General features: G+C 42.3%; 17 protein-coding genes and 1 pseudogene. 9 read left to right on the top strand and 9 right to left on the bottom strand.

The genetic code is table 11. The features are described from left to right. Nucleotides 1-10 precede the first annotated feature (10 nt). Genes QME20_RS16350 through QME20_RS16335 form a run of 4 tightly spaced genes read left to right on the top strand, consistent with a single transcriptional unit; the run spans nucleotide 11 to nucleotide 4,770 of the window. Nucleotides 11-3,157, top strand: a complete 3,147-nt coding sequence (locus tag QME20_RS16350) for a CusA/CzcA family heavy metal efflux RND transporter (protein ID WP_196898116.1) — start codon at nucleotides 11-13, stop codon at nucleotides 3,155-3,157. Nucleotides 3,158-3,161: 4 nt separating this feature from the next. After that, on the top strand, nucleotides 3,162-3,860 hold the full coding sequence (locus QME20_RS16345) for a HupE/UreJ family protein (protein ID WP_196898114.1): 699 nt from the start codon (nucleotides 3,162-3,164) through the stop codon (nucleotides 3,858-3,860). Between the two features lie 20 nt (nucleotides 3,861-3,880). Then, nucleotides 3,881-4,393, top strand: coding sequence for a hypothetical protein (locus tag QME20_RS16340; RefSeq protein WP_061486897.1), 513 nt, complete (start codon nucleotides 3,881-3,883; stop codon nucleotides 4,391-4,393). Between the two features lie 17 nt (nucleotides 4,394-4,410). Then, on the top strand, nucleotides 4,411-4,770 hold the full coding sequence (locus QME20_RS16335; protein WP_020742705.1) for a DUF6488 family protein: 360 nt from the start codon (nucleotides 4,411-4,413) through the stop codon (nucleotides 4,768-4,770). A 247-nt stretch (nucleotides 4,771-5,017) separates the two neighbouring features. On the opposite strand, the gene QME20_RS16330 is transcribed toward QME20_RS16335, so the two are convergent. Continuing rightward, nucleotides 5,018-5,413: an ion channel gene (locus tag QME20_RS16330; RefSeq protein WP_015066041.1), complete on the bottom strand. Its 396-nt coding sequence runs from the start codon at nucleotides 5,411-5,413 to the stop codon at nucleotides 5,018-5,020. A gap of 121 nt (nucleotides 5,414-5,534) precedes the next feature. On the opposite strand from QME20_RS16330, the gene QME20_RS16325 reads away from it, so the two are divergent. The 5 genes from QME20_RS16325 (at nucleotide 5,535) to QME20_RS16305 (ending at nucleotide 11,508) form a co-directional block, all read left to right on the top strand. Next, nucleotides 5,535-6,065, top strand: coding sequence for a DUF305 domain-containing protein (locus QME20_RS16325; protein ID WP_012516919.1), 531 nt, complete (start codon nucleotides 5,535-5,537; stop codon nucleotides 6,063-6,065). Further along, a complete protein-coding gene (locus QME20_RS16320; RefSeq protein WP_012516918.1) occupies nucleotides 6,058-6,789 on the top strand; it encodes a glutaredoxin in 732 nt (243 codons plus the stop codon). Before QME20_RS16325 ends, QME20_RS16320 begins: the two co-directional genes overlap by 8 nt. Nucleotides 6,790-7,454: 665 nt before the next feature. Continuing rightward, nucleotides 7,455-9,269 (top strand): copper resistance system multicopper oxidase, encoded by a 1,815-nt coding sequence (locus tag QME20_RS16315; RefSeq protein ID WP_012516917.1) that lies wholly within the window; start codon nucleotides 7,455-7,457, stop codon nucleotides 9,267-9,269. A 9-nt stretch (nucleotides 9,270-9,278) separates the two neighbouring features. Then, a complete protein-coding gene (locus tag QME20_RS16310; protein ID WP_278345796.1) occupies nucleotides 9,279-10,025 on the top strand; it encodes a copper resistance protein B in 747 nt (248 codons plus the stop codon). Nucleotides 10,026-10,182: 157 nt separating this feature from the next. Further along, the gene (locus tag QME20_RS16305) at nucleotides 10,183-11,508 is read left to right on the top strand and encodes an APC family permease (RefSeq protein ID WP_012516915.1); all 1,326 of its coding nucleotides are present in this window, start codon (nucleotides 10,183-10,185) and stop codon (nucleotides 11,506-11,508) included. Between the two features lie 155 nt (nucleotides 11,509-11,663). Here QME20_RS16305 and QME20_RS16300 read toward each other — a convergent pair whose 3' ends face one another. From QME20_RS16300 to QME20_RS16265, 8 genes and pseudogenes are all read right to left on the bottom strand, one after another. Continuing rightward, complete coding sequence (locus tag QME20_RS16300) at nucleotides 11,664-11,819, bottom strand: hypothetical protein (RefSeq protein WP_012516914.1); 156 nt, start codon at nucleotides 11,817-11,819, stop codon at nucleotides 11,664-11,666. 101 nt (nucleotides 11,820-11,920) lie between these two features. Beyond that, nucleotides 11,921-12,166: a DUF5676 family membrane protein gene (locus QME20_RS16295; protein ID WP_012516913.1), complete on the bottom strand. Its 246-nt coding sequence runs from the start codon at nucleotides 12,164-12,166 to the stop codon at nucleotides 11,921-11,923. Between the two features lie 99 nt (nucleotides 12,167-12,265). Next, entirely contained in the window at nucleotides 12,266-12,637 is a 372-nt protein-coding gene (locus tag QME20_RS16290; protein WP_012516912.1) for a hypothetical protein, read from the bottom strand. A gap of 17 nt (nucleotides 12,638-12,654) precedes the next feature. After that, the gene (locus QME20_RS16285) at nucleotides 12,655-13,065 is read right to left on the bottom strand and encodes a hypothetical protein (protein WP_012516911.1); all 411 of its coding nucleotides are present in this window, start codon (nucleotides 13,063-13,065) and stop codon (nucleotides 12,655-12,657) included. Next, nucleotides 13,049-13,714, bottom strand: a complete 666-nt coding sequence (locus QME20_RS16280) for an isoprenylcysteine carboxylmethyltransferase family protein (protein ID WP_024015555.1) — start codon at nucleotides 13,712-13,714, stop codon at nucleotides 13,049-13,051. Before QME20_RS16280 ends, QME20_RS16285 begins: the two co-directional genes overlap by 17 nt. Further along, nucleotides 13,707-14,045 (bottom strand): DUF2933 domain-containing protein, encoded by a 339-nt coding sequence (locus QME20_RS16275; protein ID WP_012516909.1) that lies wholly within the window; start codon nucleotides 14,043-14,045, stop codon nucleotides 13,707-13,709. Before QME20_RS16275 ends, QME20_RS16280 begins: the two co-directional genes overlap by 8 nt. Before the next feature lie 8 nt (nucleotides 14,046-14,053). Beyond that, nucleotides 14,054-14,407 carry a cupredoxin domain-containing protein gene (locus QME20_RS16270; protein ID WP_012516908.1) on the bottom strand — a complete coding sequence of 118 codons (354 nt, stop codon included), beginning with the start codon at nucleotides 14,405-14,407 and terminating at the stop codon, nucleotides 14,054-14,056. Between the two features lie 11 nt (nucleotides 14,408-14,418). Further along, nucleotides 14,419-16,326: pseudogene (locus QME20_RS16265) on the bottom strand (copper-translocating P-type ATPase); the annotation flags it as partial. Nucleotides 16,327-16,400: the final 74 nt, after the last annotated feature.

The raw sequence follows: 16,400 nt of genomic DNA, 5'->3' as shown, positions 1-16,400 counted from the left end.
AACTCCTTGAATGTTAGATGCTATTTTAAAATTTTCAATCGAGAGAAGTAAGCTAATTCTCGTTTTTGTTTTCGCGGTAGCGATGCTTGGCCTTTGGAACTTCCAAAAGCTGCCAATTGATGCTGTACCAGACATTACCAATGTGCAGGTTGTAATAAATACAGAGGCACTTGGGTATACCCCACTGGAGGTAGAGCAACGTATCACGTTTCCTCTTGAAACCGCATTGTCAGGAGTTCCAAACCTGTCTTATACGCGTTCTGTATCTCGCTATGGATTATCACAAGTAGTTGCAATCTTTAATGATGACACTGATATCTATTTTGCTAGGCAATTAGTCAATGAACGTATTAACGCTGCAAAATCTGAACTTCCCTCAGGACTGGAGCCTGAGTTGGGGCCAATTTCTACGGGACTTGGTGAAATATTCATGTTCACGGTTGACGCTAAGGAAGGGGCAACCAATGAAGATGGTCGTCCAATTTCCCCGACAGACTTAAGAACAGTTCATGATTGGGTAATTCGCCCACAATTGATGCAAGTAGAAGGCGTTGTTGAAGTCAACCCAATTGGAGGATTTGAGCGCGAGATCCTTATTGCACTGAACCCCGATAAATTATTGTTATTCGGTTTAACTCAGCAAGATGTCATAAATGCAGTAGGAAAGCATAATTCAAATAAAGGTGCAGGTTTTATTGAGAAAAATGGTGCTCAATGGTTAATTCGACTGCCTGGACAAGTGGAAACGCTTAAACAAATTTCTGAGATTCCTTTGCCTACAGACCTTGGCAAGATTGTTCGAGTAAAAGACGTCGCGGAAGTAAAAGAAGGTAAGGAGCTAAGATCTGGGGCTGCAACACAGAATGGTCGAGAGGTCGTGCTGAGTACAGTCTTTATGTTGATAGGCGAGAACAGCCAAAAGGTCGCGAGAGGTGTTGGTGAACGAATAAAAGAAATTAGCGCGTCACTTCCCGAAGGAATAGTCGTAAACGCTGTCTACGATCGAACAAAACTAGTCAATACAACATTAGATACGGTCAAAATGAACCTTACTGAAGGGGCTATTTTGGTCATTGTTGTTCTGTTCTTACTATTAGGCAACATAAGAGCCGCATTTTTGACAGCTTTAGTTATTCCTTTCGCCATGCTTATGACTGTAACGGGAATGATTCAAACACGAACAACAGCGAATCTGATGAGCTTAGGTGCACTCGATTTTGGATTGTTAGTCGACGGGGCTATCATTATCGTTGAGAATTGTTTGAGGAGACTTTCTCATGCCACTCAAAAAGGCGAGCTTAACGCCAAACAACGTTTATCCTTAGTTTACGATGCGACACGAGAGGTCATTCGACCTGCTTTATTCGGGGTTTTCATAATCACCGCAGTCTACTTACCTATATTTGCGCTATCAGGTGTTGAGGGAAAGATGTTTCACCCAATGGCAATAACGGTAGTAATAGCTCTTGTTAGCGCGATGGTACTTTCAATTACATTTATCCCTGCTGCTATTGCGCTAACTTTCAAAGGCAAGGTAACTGAGAAAGAAAACATCATTATCAATACCTCAGTATCACTTTATAGGCCTGCTCTGAAGGTTATTTTAAAGGCGAGATGGCTGGTCATTACAGTTGCATTTTCATTAGTTGTGCTGGCTTCATTTATGGGGATGCGGCTCGGCAGTGAGTTTGTGCCAAACCTTGATGAGGGCGACATCGCGATGCATGCGCTGAGAATTCCTGGTACTTCACTATCGCAATCTATTGCGATGCAGAAAGTACTTGAAGAGAGAATAAAAGCGTTACCCGAAGTAGAGCGCGTATTTGCAAAAATAGGTACCGCGAATGTAGCTACAGATGCAGTTCCTCCTAGCGTTGCTGATAATTTTATAATTATTAAGCCTAGAAGCGAATGGCCTAACCCTAATAAGACTAAAGAACAGCTAGTTGCTGAATTAGAAGAACTAGTTACACCTGTGCCAGGCAATAGGTATGAATTTCTCCAACCAATACAGATGCGATTTAATGAGTTGCTTGCTGGAGTTAGAGCAGAGCTTGCAATAAAAGTATTTGGTGATGATTTTGATACTTTGGCTGAACTCGGGAAAGAAATCGAAACGGCAATTCAGGATGTTGAAGGTATACGTGATGTGCAGGTAGAGCAAACTAAAGGTCTTCCAGTACTCACTTTTCTACCGCACAGAGAAAAGCTCGCATTATACGGGCTTAGCCTTGAAGACTTTCAAACACAAGTAGCTGTGTCTATGGGGGGGCAAGTCGCAGGAAAATTTTACGAAGGCGATAAACGTTTCGATATTGTAGCGCGTCTTCCTGAGGAAAAGCGCCAAGATGTAAATTCGCTGTCTAATTTGCCTATCTCCTTACCAAATGGTGAGCATATACCTCTAAAAGAGCTTGCTGATATGGAAGTTATTTTAGGAGCTAATCAAGTCAACCGCGAAAACGGAAAGCGCAGAGTCGTTGTTACTGCCAACGTGCGTGGTCGAGATTTAGGTAGCTTTGTTCAAGATATACAGGTAGCGATTAAATCTAAAGTTAAATTACCTGCCAGTTACTGGATTGAATATGGTGGTACTTATCAAAAGCTACAGTCTGCGTCTGAGCGTTTAAGCATTGTGGTGCCAGTCACACTTGTTCTTATTGTTTTACTTTTATTCTTGGCACTAGGTTCGATAAAAGACTCGCTCATTATTTTTTCAGGGGTTCCGTTGGCACTTACAGGGGGGATCTTTGCTCTGTACCTTCGAGGCATCCCTTTTTCAATATCTGCGGCAGTCGGCTTTATAGCGTTATCTGGTATAGCAATTCTGAACGGATTAGTGCTTGTTTCGTTTATTCGGGATTTAATTTCGAGGAACCAATTGCTCGAAAGTGCAATTATTGAAGGAGCAGTAACGAGATTAAGACCTGTTATCACTACAGCTCTCGTAGCTTCGCTAGGTTTTATTCCAATGGCATTAAACACAGGAATCGGCTCTGAAGTTCAAAGACCATTGGCAACCGTTGTAATAGGAGGTGTAATTTCTTCAACAATCTTAACGCTTTTCGTCTTACCCGCACTATTTCGAATTTTACATTCGAACGACAAGTCTGAAGAGCACAATTCTGGGAATTCATTAATGAAAAGCGAAGGGTAAATAAATGTTAGGTAAATTAAAGCTAACGCATTTGGTGTACCTTCTTCTATCTCTGTGTGCAATGGCTTCGTTTGAAGCCTTTGCACACGGTGTAGACGACAGTACACGTAACTTCTTAGAAAACAACACTGGTATCCAGATAATTCCCTTTCTGTATATCGGAGCTAAACATATGGTTACGGGTTATGACCATTTGCTGTTTCTAGTGGGAGTGCTGTTTTTTCTGAGAAATAGTAAAGACGTCTTGCTCTACGTAAGTATGTTCACGATAGGTCACAGTTTAACTCTAATGACTGGAGTCCTAGCTAATATCCAAGTTAATGCATACCTGATTGATGCAATTATCGGTTTATCAGTGGTTTATAAAGGGTTTGATAACCTCGGAGGATTCACCCACTTCTTTGGTAAACAACCCGCCCCTAAGAAAGCTGTACTTATTTTTGGCTTGTTTCATGGCTTCGGATTGGCAACAAAGATCCAAGAGTTTCACTTACCTGAAGATGGGCTAGCGCTAAATCTACTCTCCTTTAACATTGGAGTAGAAATTGGTCAGTTTATGGCTCTTATTTTTATTCTTCTGTTAATTAATTTTTGGCGTCAATTCGAGAGTTTCGACCGTTTTTCTGCGGCAACGAACACAGCCTTGATGAGTGGTGGTTTTATGTTAGTTGGGATGCAACTAACAGGGTATTTTGTTAGCTAAATTTTATGAGAAATATATTTATGGAATCTAATCAAACAAATCGTGCACTGATAAAAGCGACTGTAATTGCATTGTCAGTAGCAGTAGTGTCTCTAGTGTTATTTATTTTACCTGCTGAGTATGACATTGACCCTACTGGTGTCGGAAAGAAGCTCGGTCTAACAGTATTTAATCAGGACGGAGAATCTCCTTCTGCTAAGACAAGTACAGACGGTGACCAAGATACAGTGGTCGTTACTGTTCCAGCAGGTAAAGGTATCGAGTATAAGCTCAGCATGATGGAGAGCCAGCAGGTCACTTATGAATGGCAAACAAGTAATGGCGAGCTATATGTCGATCTTCATGGTGAACCAGATGGTGATAATACTGGCTATTTTAAGTCATACACTGTCGCTACTGTTGAAAGTATGAAAGGGAGTTTTGTTGTTCCTTTTAACGGGTCACATGGCTGGTATTGGAAAAACAACACAGACAAAGATATTGATGTTCAACTAATTTTCAGCGGTGAATACATCGTTGAAGGTTTAAAGTAAAAATGAGGAATCACAGAATGAAACACATAAAAGTATTAACAATTGCATCTGCGCTTTTAGCTTCTTCTAATGCTTTCGCACATGGAGGAGCGCATGGCGAGGTAAGTGTTATGGAGGTCATCCAAGCTGCCCAGACAACGGCTAAAACACTTACTTTTAAAAATAATGGAATGTCTGTAGGGAAGCTGGACACATCATGGAATAAGGTCGCACAGGGAGATTTCGAATTAGTTGAAGCGACAGAGAGAGAATATATAGTTAAAGCGACAAACTCTGAGAACGGTGAAACTCTTTTCTTTAGCATTAGCAAAAAAGGAAAAGTCCTCAATGTTGAAAAGGCAACCTCATTTGACAAAGGTCATGGCCATTCTCATTAATCGAAGTTAATGAGAATTTAAGTTTCGAACAAGAGATTTTCAGAATCATAAAGTCAGCTTTCAACCGTGCTTTTGGTTCTGAAACGTTTGCTAAGCTATACCCTCAAACTTCTTTAAGAGAGAAGCAAAGAGTGCTCTATTGTTCGCTTTTTAGTATCTAAAAAGACAATAATTTGCGAAACATTGTTTCATTAAAAACTAGTCCTGACGGGTGAGGTTTACATCTTCTCAGGTTACAGTTTTTACATTACATATGCTTGAACACTTTCGATGCTGAACAGCTTATTAGTAGAAACCCTGTAGCCGATTCAACTCCTGCTATCATTCGTAGATGTCCGTCCGGCTCGATACTTCCAAGACCCAATGTAGTAATCGTAGTTAGTGAAAAGTAAAAAATATCCATGGAAGTGGCAGGTTGCTTAAAATCGCCGAGCTCGAAATAAAGTCCAATTTCATACGCCAGAGTAAAAATGACTGCTAGTAAAAGTTGGCTCGAAATGGCAATAACGACTACCGACAGTGTTTTTATCCAAGCTCCCTTCAATCTCTCGCTGATATTGTCCGCGACTACTGAAATATTAAAAAGATGCAGCCCTACGCAGATCAACAGTGCAGTTAAAACTATTAATATAGACAAAAACATAATATTTCCTTGTTGGTACAAAACTTGACTAGTTAAGATTGATTGGTTTGTAACCTCTCTCAAGCTTTCTTTTGTTAGAAAGATTTACAAATATTAACTGTTTCTTAAGTAAGGATTACATATGAAATACTCTAAGTTCGCTGCAATGATAATAACTTCAACTGTAGCGATGTTTTTAATGATGTACTTAAATACCTACGCTATCTCGCATGTCTGGTTCAGTGAGACAAGGACTTATATGGCACTCTATATGGGGGCAGGCATGGCGATTATAATGTTAGCTTTCATGTTAGGTATGTATAGCAACAAGAAACTCAATACAGCCATTTTTATAATAGCGGCACTTACTTTCGCCTTGTGTATCTATCTTGTTCGTTCACAAAGTACCATTTCAGATACCGCTTACACGAAAGCAATGATTCCTCATCACTCTATAGCTATTTTGACTAGTGAGCGTTCTAACCTTGAAGACGTTCGCGTACGAGAATTAGCAAACGGCATTATTAAAGCTCAGCGAAAGGAAATAAAGGAGATGGAGTGGTTGATAGAGGATATAAATAAGAATGGCAAGGTAACAACTCAGGAACAGGCCGAACAGCGTCCAATTCCTCAATTTGAAGGTAAATTGAATAAAGGAAAGGAAAATGAGTAAGAAAGCTATCCTATATAGAATGGTTACTAAAGAGCACATTTGCCCTTACGGTTTAAGGTCAAAAGACTTACTAGAGCGAGAAGGCTATTCAGTAGAAGACAATCATCTTACTTCACGTAATGACACCGATGATTTCAAGCAAAAGCATGGTGTAGAAACGACGCCTCAAACCTTCATCGAAGAAAAGCGAGTTGGTGGATATGATGAGCTTCGTAAATACTTCGGGAAAGGAGAAGCGGGGCAGAACGGAACTACTTATGCACCTGTTATTGCGATTTTTTCTGTGGCAGCTCTGCTATCGTTAGCATTCCAGTTTTTTGTTTCTGAAGACTTCATCTCTATAAGAACACTGGTTCTCTTTATTGCTTTCTCAATGACACTACTTGCAGTTCAAAAATTGAAGGATTTGTATAGTTTTACAAATTCGTTCATAACCTACGATTTGTTGGCAATGAGGTGGCTTCGATATGGTTACATCTACCCATTTCTTGAAGCCTACGCGGGGATAGGAATGGTAGCTCAACTGCCTGCCATAGCTGTTGCGCCATTTTCACTATTTATAGGAACCGTTGGGGCAATTTCTGTCTTTAAAGCAGTATATGTGGATAAACGGGAGCTCAAATGTGCTTGTGTCGGTGGGGACAGTAACGTGCCGTTAGGTTTTGTTTCACTATCAGAAAACATTTTTATGATAGCAGGCGCATTACTCATGTTATCTTTTTAGTTACAAGAGTTGCTTATCGACTAAACTTAATAAAAGTAACTCTATCAGCTTTTAAGATTGAAAAGACTGCTTGTTTAACTACATAGGAAGTTGTTTATCTTAGTTACAAGCAAATGTCATTGATTAAAGTGTCCTTAAGACTTATCTTTTCTAAGGGAATAACGTCGCGTAAAGGTTGAGAGCAAATACAAAGTTATGAGATCTATTATTTTCACACTATGCATTGGATATTTATTGGTACTGTTTACCGTGCCAGTTGATGCGTGTGAAATGAAAATGGATGAACATAGCTCATTAACTAAGGTTTCTCACAAATTCGCAGACGCTCATGAGGAGAAACGTAGCAGTTCACCTAGTTCTAAGCATCAAAGCGCTCACACTGATGGACACCCCTCGCATTCGGGTAAATCAGGTTGCTGCAATGATGGATGTATGTGTATAGCTACCAATTGCTACCACTTTGCAAGTCTTTTTTACGTTCCCATTCGTCAATTTGAAACAACTTTTGCTGAGCAGTATGACATTATCGCTCTAGCTGTTCCCCCCAAAATTTTCACTCCACCTTTCCGCCCACCGATAGCCTAAGGTACTGACTTAGTTAGTAATACTTTTTAAATGGATGAAATTCCTTCGTCCAGTTAGTATCAATTCAAAGGCTAAAAACTATGAAAAATTCTATCGACAACGGTCGCAGAAGATTTGTGCTCGCTGCCCTGACCTCAAGCGCTGCGGCTGCGTTAACCAACGTTAGTCCTCTATGGGCAGCACCTGTTGGTCGCCATTTTAAAGATCAAGTTTTGACAGGTGATATTAAAAATCTCAATGTGTCAAAAGCGCAATTGCCAATAGGCTCAAATATGGGCTCACCTATAACGATCAATGGTCAAATGCCGGGCCCGTTGATTAGATTGAAAGAAGGACAGAGAGCGCACCTCAATGTAACTAACCACCTAAACCAAGATACTTCAATACACTGGCACGGGATTATTTTACCACCAGATATGGATGGCGTTCCGGGAGTTTCCTTTGCCGGAATAAAACCTGGCGAAACATTTAAATATGCATTCGATGTCGAGCAAAACGGCACCTACTGGTACCACAGTCATTCAGGCCTCCAGGAACAGTTGGGCCATTTAGGACCTCTTGTGATCGACCCCGCAGATGGGGACATTGGGGCTGATAGGGAACATACAATTATTTTAAGCGATTGGACGTTTTCAGACCCCCATGACGTTATGCGAAAACTGAAGGTAGCGGAAGGTTATTACAATTATCAAAAGCGAACTATTTTCGACACGTTAGAAGACGTAAAGAAAAAAGGGCTTGCCGATACATGGGAAGAGCGTGCTATGTGGGGTGCAATGCGTATGAGCCCTCGCGATATAGCTGACGTTACAGGCAGTACATATACATACTTAATGAATGGCCGGACACCACAAGATAATTGGCAAGCCCTGTTTAAAGTAGGCGAGAAAATCCGGTTGAGGATCATAAATGGTTCTGCGATGACTTATTTCGACTTTCGCATCCCAGGGCTTGAAATGACAGTTGTAGCTGCAGATGGTCAGCCTGTTAAACCAGTAAATGTGGATGAGTTTCGAATTGCAGTAGCGGAAACTTATGACGTAATCGTTCAGCCAAAAGAGCGAAAAGCTTATACCTTTTTTGCGGAAAGTTTTGATAGAAGTGGATATGCGCGTGGCACCCTAACCCCGTCAATTGGCCTTACTGCAGAGGTTCCCCCACAGCGAGTTATCACAGAGCGTGGTATGGCGGCGATGGGGATGGACATGTCTGGTATGAAAGGCATGAATATGGATAAGTCCAAGGTCGACAGCTCGGGCATGGCTGCTCCAAAAGGTGAAATGAAAGGAATGGGGCAGCATAGCGCCCATACAATGCATGGCACCCAAATGGAAGGAGAAATGACCCCCTCCAAAAAGCTCCCAGTAGAAAGCATAGACATTGTCCACAGCGAAGACGGGCACGGCGCTGGTGCAGCGATGATTGCTAAAAATCCAAGTTCTAGGTTGGATGAACCTGGGATCGGTTTGGAAGACAGCCCACATCGTGTCCTTGTTTATACAGATTTAGTCGGTGAAAGTCCTTGGCCTGACGAAAGAGAGCCGGAACGTCAAATTGAGCTTCACTTAACGGGCAATATGGAAAGGTACATGTGGTCGTTCGATGGCAAAAAGTTTAGTGAAGTAGACGGATATGTACGTTTCAATTATGGCGAGAGACTACGTCTGATCTTGGTTAATGACACTATGATGGATCACCCTATTCATTTACATGGTATGTGGATGGAACTTGAAAACGGCCAATATCCAAGACCTCGTAAACACACGATCAGCCTCAAGCCTGGAGAGAAGGTCTCGTTACAAATCAGCGCAGATGCCCCCGGTGAGTGGGCGTTTCATTGTCACCTGCTATACCACATGGAAGCAGGTATGTTTCGTGTTGTACAGGTCGCATAGGAGATTAAAATGAAACAGATATTAATAGCAGGCCTAATAACATTAACTTTGAGCGTTGACAATGCTTTGGCTCAATCAAGAGATGACTGGCCATCTCCTATTCCTAATGAATATTTTGGCCAAGTTCTATTTGACCGACTTGAATATACTCGCACTGATGAGCAGCAAAATATAGGGGTCTGGGACATGCAAGCGTGGTATGGCGGAGATTACCATCGTCTTGTTTTTAAAAGCGAAGGCGAAAATACACAAAACGATGGAATGCCTACTGATCTGGAACGAGCAGAACTGTTGTACGGTTATCTAGTTTCTTCTTTTTGGTCTATACAATTTGGTGTGGGCACAACGGGAGAGCTGTCATCAGATGCGGATATGGAGAACTATGCGGTGGTCAGTTATCAAGGTCTAGCTCCTTACTGGTTTGAAATGGAAAATTCACTGCGTATTAACGAAGACGGTGACATGCAGTTCATCAATGAAACCGAATATGACTGGCAACTAAGTCAAGTTTCCTATCTGCAACCGCGACTGGAAGTTGTTGCCAACCTCACCGATTCTGAAAAGTATGACCGTCAAAGCGGGTTGAGTAATATTCGTATTGGTTTGCGATATCGGCATGAAATAGTGAGGGAGGTAGCACCTTATGTCGGTGTTTATTACAGCAAAGCTTTGGGAAATACAGCTGATGCATTAAAGGCTGAAGGCAAGTCAACCAGTGAAACTGGTGTAGTGTTAGGTGCAAGGATTTGGTTTTAAACGCCCTACGCTAAAAATGAAATAACTGGTATGCCATTGCCAGTTATTTCTTTCTACACGTCTTCGAATTTGTTTTGTAATGGGCCTGTGTCCTTATATTTGCTGCAGGTTGCTTTTGTTGTTACTCAGGCTCACATGACATAAAGGAGTAACCAATATGAATGAACACGAGCATTCAAACAGGAAAGATTCGTTAAGCCTCTGGGGCGCGGTATCGATGGGAACTGGTGTAATGATAGGTGCTGGTATATTTGCTTTAACCGGGCAAATAGCAGAGCTGGCAGGCACATGGTTTCCTTTTGCGTTTTTAGTTGCAGCGATAATTGCAGGGTTTAGCTCATACAGTTACATCAAAATGGCACAGAAATACCCCTCTGCAGGTGGTATCGCCATGTTTCTGAAAAAAGCCTATGGTAGAGGTCTGCTGACTGGTGCCTGTGCATTACTAATGTTTTTTTCCATGGTTATCAATGAAAGTTTGGTAGCCCGCACTTTTGGCACTTATGTCCTACAATTGTTTGACTCTCAGGGCGCTGAGTGGCTTATACCAGCGCTTGGCGTGAGTCTTCTTATTGTGGCATTCATTGTTAATATTTTGAGTAATCAATTCATACAGACCCTATCATTTATTATGGCTTTTATCAAAATAGCAGGACTTGCAGTTTTGGCAATTGGTGGGCTGTGGGCAACCGGTTTGTCGTTTGAGAGCGTTTCAGCTCAACCGCAAGATACCAGCGCAACCGGTTTTCTCGGAGCCGTGGCACTTGGTATTTTGGGATACAAAGGATTCACTACAATTACAAACAGCGGAGGCGAGCTCAAACAACCAGAAAAAAATGTAGGAAGAGCCATAGTCATTTCTATATCGATTTGTGTGGTACTTTATGTTTTTGTCGCAGTTGCAGTCGGAGCAAATTTATCAATTGGCGAAATAATACAGGCAAAAGATTATTCGCTTGCTGAAGCATCTCGACCGGCATTCGGCCAGTATGGTGCTTGGTTTACGATAGCTTTCGCGATTATTGCCACATCTTCCGGTGTCGTTGCCAGCATCTTCGCTGTTTCAAGAATGCTATCGATGCTTACATCAATGCAACTTGTGCCTCACCGTCATTTTTCATTACCGGGAGATATAAGAAGACATTCCTTAATTTATACGTTAGTCATCGCAATATTTCTTACCATATTCTTCGATTTGAGCCGCATAGCCTCCATCGGTGTAGTTTTTTATATCGTAATGGATATCTTCATCCACTGGGGAGTGTTCAAGCATTTACGAGATGATGTGCAAGCTAAAGCTTGGGTACTAGTCAGTGCAATTATTCTCGATATCATTGTTCTTCTATCTTTTATGTGGGTCAAAGCAAAATCAGATATCTTCATTGTTGGGATTTCTGTGGCTGGACTTCTTATCGTATTCGCGGCAGAGAAATGGTTTCTAAAGCTCCATGCGTATGATGATGATGATAAAAATTATAACTGATGCAAATCATTGAAGCTGTTCATGAACTACATCGACGGAGTAAGACAATATTCAGCGTAGGCAGAGTAGCAGCCTAAAAGGTAAGCGCAGTTGTTATGAATAGGAAAGGAATTAACCGGCATTAGCGTGCCGGTTATTTTTACTCGTGGCACACTTTAACCGCTTTTTTGCTGCTTCAGTGTATTCATTATTTCAGCAAACTCCTGTCCTTTTGACTCAGGTGGCTGGCTACAACCCTGCTTCTCTGTATTGGTTTGACTGGGTAGTTGCATGGCTTGCTGTAAGGCTAATTCTGAATTATTGGTTATCATAATATCTCACCGTTAGTTTAAATTTATGTGGCAGTAGATATCAGCAAATATCGTACCTGTGCTAAAAGGACAAATACTGACTATTTATTTAGCCCTCACTACTACAGCTGCCTATTGTAAATACTGGCAATAAGCCAACCCAGTACACCTGCGAACAAAGCCCATAAAGCTCCGCCTATCACTACACCCAATAAAGGCACGTTCCATATCATCCCTTGCCAGTCTGAAAACATTATATTACCAGCCATGGGTGACATCATGTCGGGCATTGTAATAATGAACAAAGAACTAACAACTAACAACACTCTCGAAGCTGAACGATGCGGCGCACGCGAACGCAAATACATTTTCTCGAATTTTCATCTTACGCCTCCTTAAAGCCAGCATCATAATGTAACGACATCGCTCAGCATTGTTGTTGAGTGAGAACGTAGAGCACATTAAGGTTATGTACGCTTCCTGTGAGCGCCCTGCGGCAAGTGGTGGCAACTCCACGGTTTGTGCGTCGCATTGTCTTTTATATTTTGATCTACAAACTGGTAATAACCTTCTTTTGTGTGTGTCCACCAGTCATTGTGAAGATCTGCGCCGTGTTTTCGAATGATCGCTTCAATACCGTCTAAATCGATATGTGTCGCATCATATGCCAGGTGAATAGCCCCTTCTTTGATGTTGTAGCTCACCTCATCAATGCCAAAGAGCTTGTCAATCTCTTCAATTAGGGGCTCGCAATTTGCCTCATAGACATTGCTGAGCCGTAAATTCCGAACGACTAAATTTGCTTCTCTGACACCGACTCTGTGGTCTAAATCACTCATATCTTTCTCCTCGGGTGTTAATTTGAATGTTTCTGAGATTCGGGTGAATGGCTTCCATCCATTTTCGACATCATTACTTCCATCATCTTAAGATGCCTTTCTGCCATATCAACTTGGTTTTGCATGGGTTGCCCTTCCATTTTTTCGTGCATTATATGCATCATTCCCATCATGGATTGCATGTGTTTTTTCATCATTTCACGCTGCTTGCTGGGATTCTTTTCTTCTTTGATAGCGTTAACTTCTTCCTTCATCGACTTTATTTTTGCATTCATCATATGCATATCTTGGCCACGCATAGGCATTCCCGTTTGAATCTCTGGCTTGTCTGAGCCCTTATGCTCATGCTCTTCCATTTGTTGAGCTTGCGATGTTGCAGCCATTACTAATGTGGTTGAAAAAATGATTGATTTAGTGAATTTTTTCATGGTTTTCACCTTTTAATTTAAAGTTGAGGTTTGGGATCCAGCCAGGTGTCGTGTTGATATAGCTCACATACTCATCGCCAAATTCAGCAATAGCCAGAGCTTCTTCACGCTTTGCCAGTTTCACATACACAACAACTAAAACTGGAAACATGACCAGTGTGGGAATGGTCGGCCATTGCAACAAAAAACCGAACATGATCAGTATGAAGGCTAAATATTGAGGGTGGCGACACCGCGCATACCATCCAGTCTTAGCTAAGTGATGGTTCTTCTGAGCGTGGTGCAGCACATTCCATGCTGAGGACAAGATAAAGAATCCTGCAACAATAAATACCATACTGGCGATATGAAATGGGTCCCAGTGGGCGTCGCCTTTAAAACCAAAGAAAGTATGCAACAGATGTCCGTTTTCGTGCGCAAAAAAGTTTACTTCCGGATAGGTTTCAGCAAGCCATCCTGACAAGAAATAAATAGTCAGTGGGAAGCCATACATTTCGGTAAACAGGGCTACAATAAACGCAGAAAATACCCCCAAACTTCGCCAGTCGGTGGAAGATTTTGGCTTTACAAAACTGAATGCAAAAAAGATAAAAATAGCTGAGTTCAGTATCACCATTGACCATAAGCCATAATCATATGTATCATTCATCTTGGTTGTCCTTTTTAAGTGACTCCTTTCGGCCTTCCTCCAACCCCTGAATGTATCCATCACGATAAGCCGCGTTGTTATCACTCAATTCCTGAAAACTTTTCTGCTTATTGTCACTGTCGCGAGAATGTTCGTGGGCGTGTCCGTGTTTACCGTGGCTACTGTGCATGAATATATGCATGAATGGGCACAGCAATAAAATCAAATAGGGAAGAAACTGAAGGACATGATGACCATGTTCGAAAATTAAAAAATAAGTAACGGCAGCGATCATCGCTAATGCTGCCCACCCTGTAGGTGTTGACCAAAATCTGGGGTGACTGTTTTTCATGACTCCTCCTATACCACCGTAAGAACACCGCGATACATCTGCATCTGGCAGTGAAAAGTATGTTCGCCCTGTGGGACGTTTTCGAGGTGAATTGGTGTTACCTCATTAAGCGTTAGCTGCTCACTGATATCTAATGAAGGAATTAGCAGTACTTCGGAACAGGGAGACTCATCTTTGCGCAAAAACTTCAACGTAACAGATTGGTTTGCGTTTACCTGAATAGACGCTGGTGAGTACACGCCATTTTTTACTTCTATGAGTATTTCGTTACTTTCAGTAACTGTCTGATCAGGCTTGTATAACCAAAACCACCAAATAATCAGTGCAATACCCGTAAGTCCTACAATATTAATTATCATCATAAGAAAACTCCTTAGTGGTCCTTTGCCTTGAATAGGCGAAGCCGGTTCGCATTTGATACCACTGTTAACGAAGAAAATGCCATGGCGGCTCCGGCGATAACTGGGCTTAGCAATACTCCGAAAAATGGATAGAGCACGCCCGCCGCAAAAGGTATACCTGCTACGTTGTAGATAAAGGCTCCAAACAAGTTTTGCTTAATGTTGCGCAAGGTGGCTTTACTAACCGCTATAGCATCGGCCAGACCATGCAACGAGCCGCGCATCAGGGTGATATCGGCGCTTTCAATGGCAACGTCCGTTCCTGTACCAATGGCAAAGCCAACATCAGCCAAGGCAAGAGCCGGAGCATCGTTAATTCCATCACCAGTCATACCCACTACTTCTCTCTGCTGCTGTAATTCATGTACTTTGTTGGCCTTATCTTCGGGCAATACTTCAGCAAAAAACTCGCTTATTGCCGCTTTCTTTGCCACTGCAGCAGCAGTTTCTTTGTTGTCCCCCGTTAACATGATGACCCGGATATCATTAGCCTGAAGACGCTTGATGGCAGAAACAGAGTCAGGTTTTATCGGGTCGGCAACCGCTATGATGGCAGCAAGTTGTCCATCTACAGCGAAATACATGGGAGTTTTGGCGTCTTTGGCCAGTGTTTGTGCTTTCTCTGAATAATTACCTATGCCCACCCCTTTTGAAGCCATAAGCTTGCTGTTACCAAACAATAAGGCCTTTCCTTCACAACGGCCTTCAACCCCCATACCGGTAATCGCATTAAACTCTTCGGTTTTCAGCAGCTCAATGCCCTGGTCGTGGGCACTTTCTACTATCGCCATTGCTAATGGGTGCTCTGAACCATTTTCCAGACTAGCTGCCAATTGCAGCACTGTCTTTTCATCACTGAAATTGGCTAAAATTATGTCAGTGACCTTGGGTGTACCTTCCGTAATCGTTCCGGTTTTATCCAGTATCATCACACTGATTTTTGATGCCGTTTGTAGCGCTTCGCCGTTGCGAATTAGCACGCCGGCTTCAGCAGCCTTTCCAACCCCCACCATAACTGACATCGGCGTGGCTAGGCCCAATGCACATGGACAAGCAATGATCAATACAGTGGTGGCCGAAACTATGGCAAATGCCAGTGCGGGCTCAGGCCCAAAGTTCAGCCATGCTAGCGCACTGAGCACAGATATAATCATGACCACAGGAACAAAGTAAGCGGATATCACGTCGGCCAAGCGCCCAATAGGCGGCTTTGAATTTTGTGCGCGTTTAACCATTGCAATGATTTGCGCCAGTGCCGTGTCTTTACCTACTCGAGTTGCTTTAAATAGAAACATTCCTGACTTGTTGAGAGTTCCAGCAACGACTTCATCGTCATGTGATTTTTCAACTGGCATCGGTTCCCCGGTTAGCATGGACTCGTCGATTGACGTATGGCCTTCAACAACCACACCATCAACAGGCACTTTTTCTCCAGGCCTGACTTTGATGACATCGTTAAAAAGCACTTGCTCGATAGCGACCTGGACCTCTTTATTGTCGCGAATAACCGTGGCTGTTTTCGCTTGTAATCCAATTAAACGTTTGATTGCTTCTGAGGTTTTTCCGCGGGCTTTTAGTTCTAAGGCAAGCCCCAGATCAATTAGACCAATGATCATAGCTGTAGCTTCAAAATAAACGTGCCTTGCCATTAACGGCACTGCTTCAGGTACCAACACTACCAACATCGAATAGAACCATGCTGTGCCTGTACCAAGTGCAATGAGTGTATCCATATTGGCAGAATGATTTTTAAAGCTCTTCCACGCACCGATGTAAAAATGCCGGCCGGAAAAGAACATTACACCCAGCGTCAGTAGGCCAACTGCTAGCCACAACAACCTCTCGACATTAGTCTCGACCGTCATTTCGTCGACAACAAGTAAGCGATCAATATAGGCCGTCTTCCCCAGATTTAGCTACTCCGTAAAATAGCCTCCGTAGATTTTACTAACGG

It is taken from the genome of Alteromonas sp. CyTr2 (genome assembly GCF_947311905.1).
GTDB lineage: Bacteria > Pseudomonadota > Gammaproteobacteria > Enterobacterales > Alteromonadaceae > Alteromonas > Alteromonas macleodii.
This window is presented reverse-complemented; position numbering and strand designations above follow the sequence as displayed.

Coding starts and splice junctions, on each gene's coding strand:
- QME20_RS16300 (WP_012516914.1), bottom strand. CDS start 11,819: ATGATAACCAATAATTCAGAATTAGCCTTACAGCAAGCCATGCAACTA.
- QME20_RS16275 (WP_012516909.1), bottom strand. CDS start 14,045: ATGAAAAACAGTCACCCCAGATTTTGGTCAACACCTACAGGGTGGGCA.
- QME20_RS16305 (WP_012516915.1), top strand. CDS start 10,183: ATGAATGAACACGAGCATTCAAACAGGAAAGATTCGTTAAGCCTCTGG.
- QME20_RS16345 (WP_196898114.1), top strand. CDS start 3,162: ATGTTAGGTAAATTAAAGCTAACGCATTTGGTGTACCTTCTTCTATCT.
- QME20_RS16295 (WP_012516913.1), bottom strand. CDS start 12,166: ATGTATTTGCGTTCGCGTGCGCCGCATCGTTCAGCTTCGAGAGTGTTG.
- QME20_RS16330 (WP_015066041.1), bottom strand. CDS start 5,413: ATGTTTTTGTCTATATTAATAGTTTTAACTGCACTGTTGATCTGCGTA.
- QME20_RS16320 (WP_012516918.1), top strand. CDS start 6,058: ATGAGTAAGAAAGCTATCCTATATAGAATGGTTACTAAAGAGCACATT.
- QME20_RS16350 (WP_196898116.1), top strand. CDS start 11: ATGTTAGATGCTATTTTAAAATTTTCAATCGAGAGAAGTAAGCTAATT.
- QME20_RS16285 (WP_012516911.1), bottom strand. CDS start 13,065: ATGAAAAAATTCACTAAATCAATCATTTTTTCAACCACATTAGTAATG.
- QME20_RS16335 (WP_020742705.1), top strand. CDS start 4,411: ATGAAACACATAAAAGTATTAACAATTGCATCTGCGCTTTTAGCTTCT.
- QME20_RS16270 (WP_012516908.1), bottom strand. CDS start 14,407: ATGATGATAATTAATATTGTAGGACTTACGGGTATTGCACTGATTATT.
- QME20_RS16340 (WP_061486897.1), top strand. CDS start 3,881: ATGGAATCTAATCAAACAAATCGTGCACTGATAAAAGCGACTGTAATT.
- QME20_RS16315 (WP_012516917.1), top strand. CDS start 7,455: ATGAAAAATTCTATCGACAACGGTCGCAGAAGATTTGTGCTCGCTGCC.
- QME20_RS16290 (WP_012516912.1), bottom strand. CDS start 12,637: ATGAGTGATTTAGACCACAGAGTCGGTGTCAGAGAAGCAAATTTAGTC.
- QME20_RS16280 (WP_024015555.1), bottom strand. CDS start 13,714: ATGAATGATACATATGATTATGGCTTATGGTCAATGGTGATACTGAAC.
- QME20_RS16325 (WP_012516919.1), top strand. CDS start 5,535: ATGAAATACTCTAAGTTCGCTGCAATGATAATAACTTCAACTGTAGCG.
- QME20_RS16310 (WP_278345796.1), top strand. CDS start 9,279: ATGAAACAGATATTAATAGCAGGCCTAATAACATTAACTTTGAGCGTT.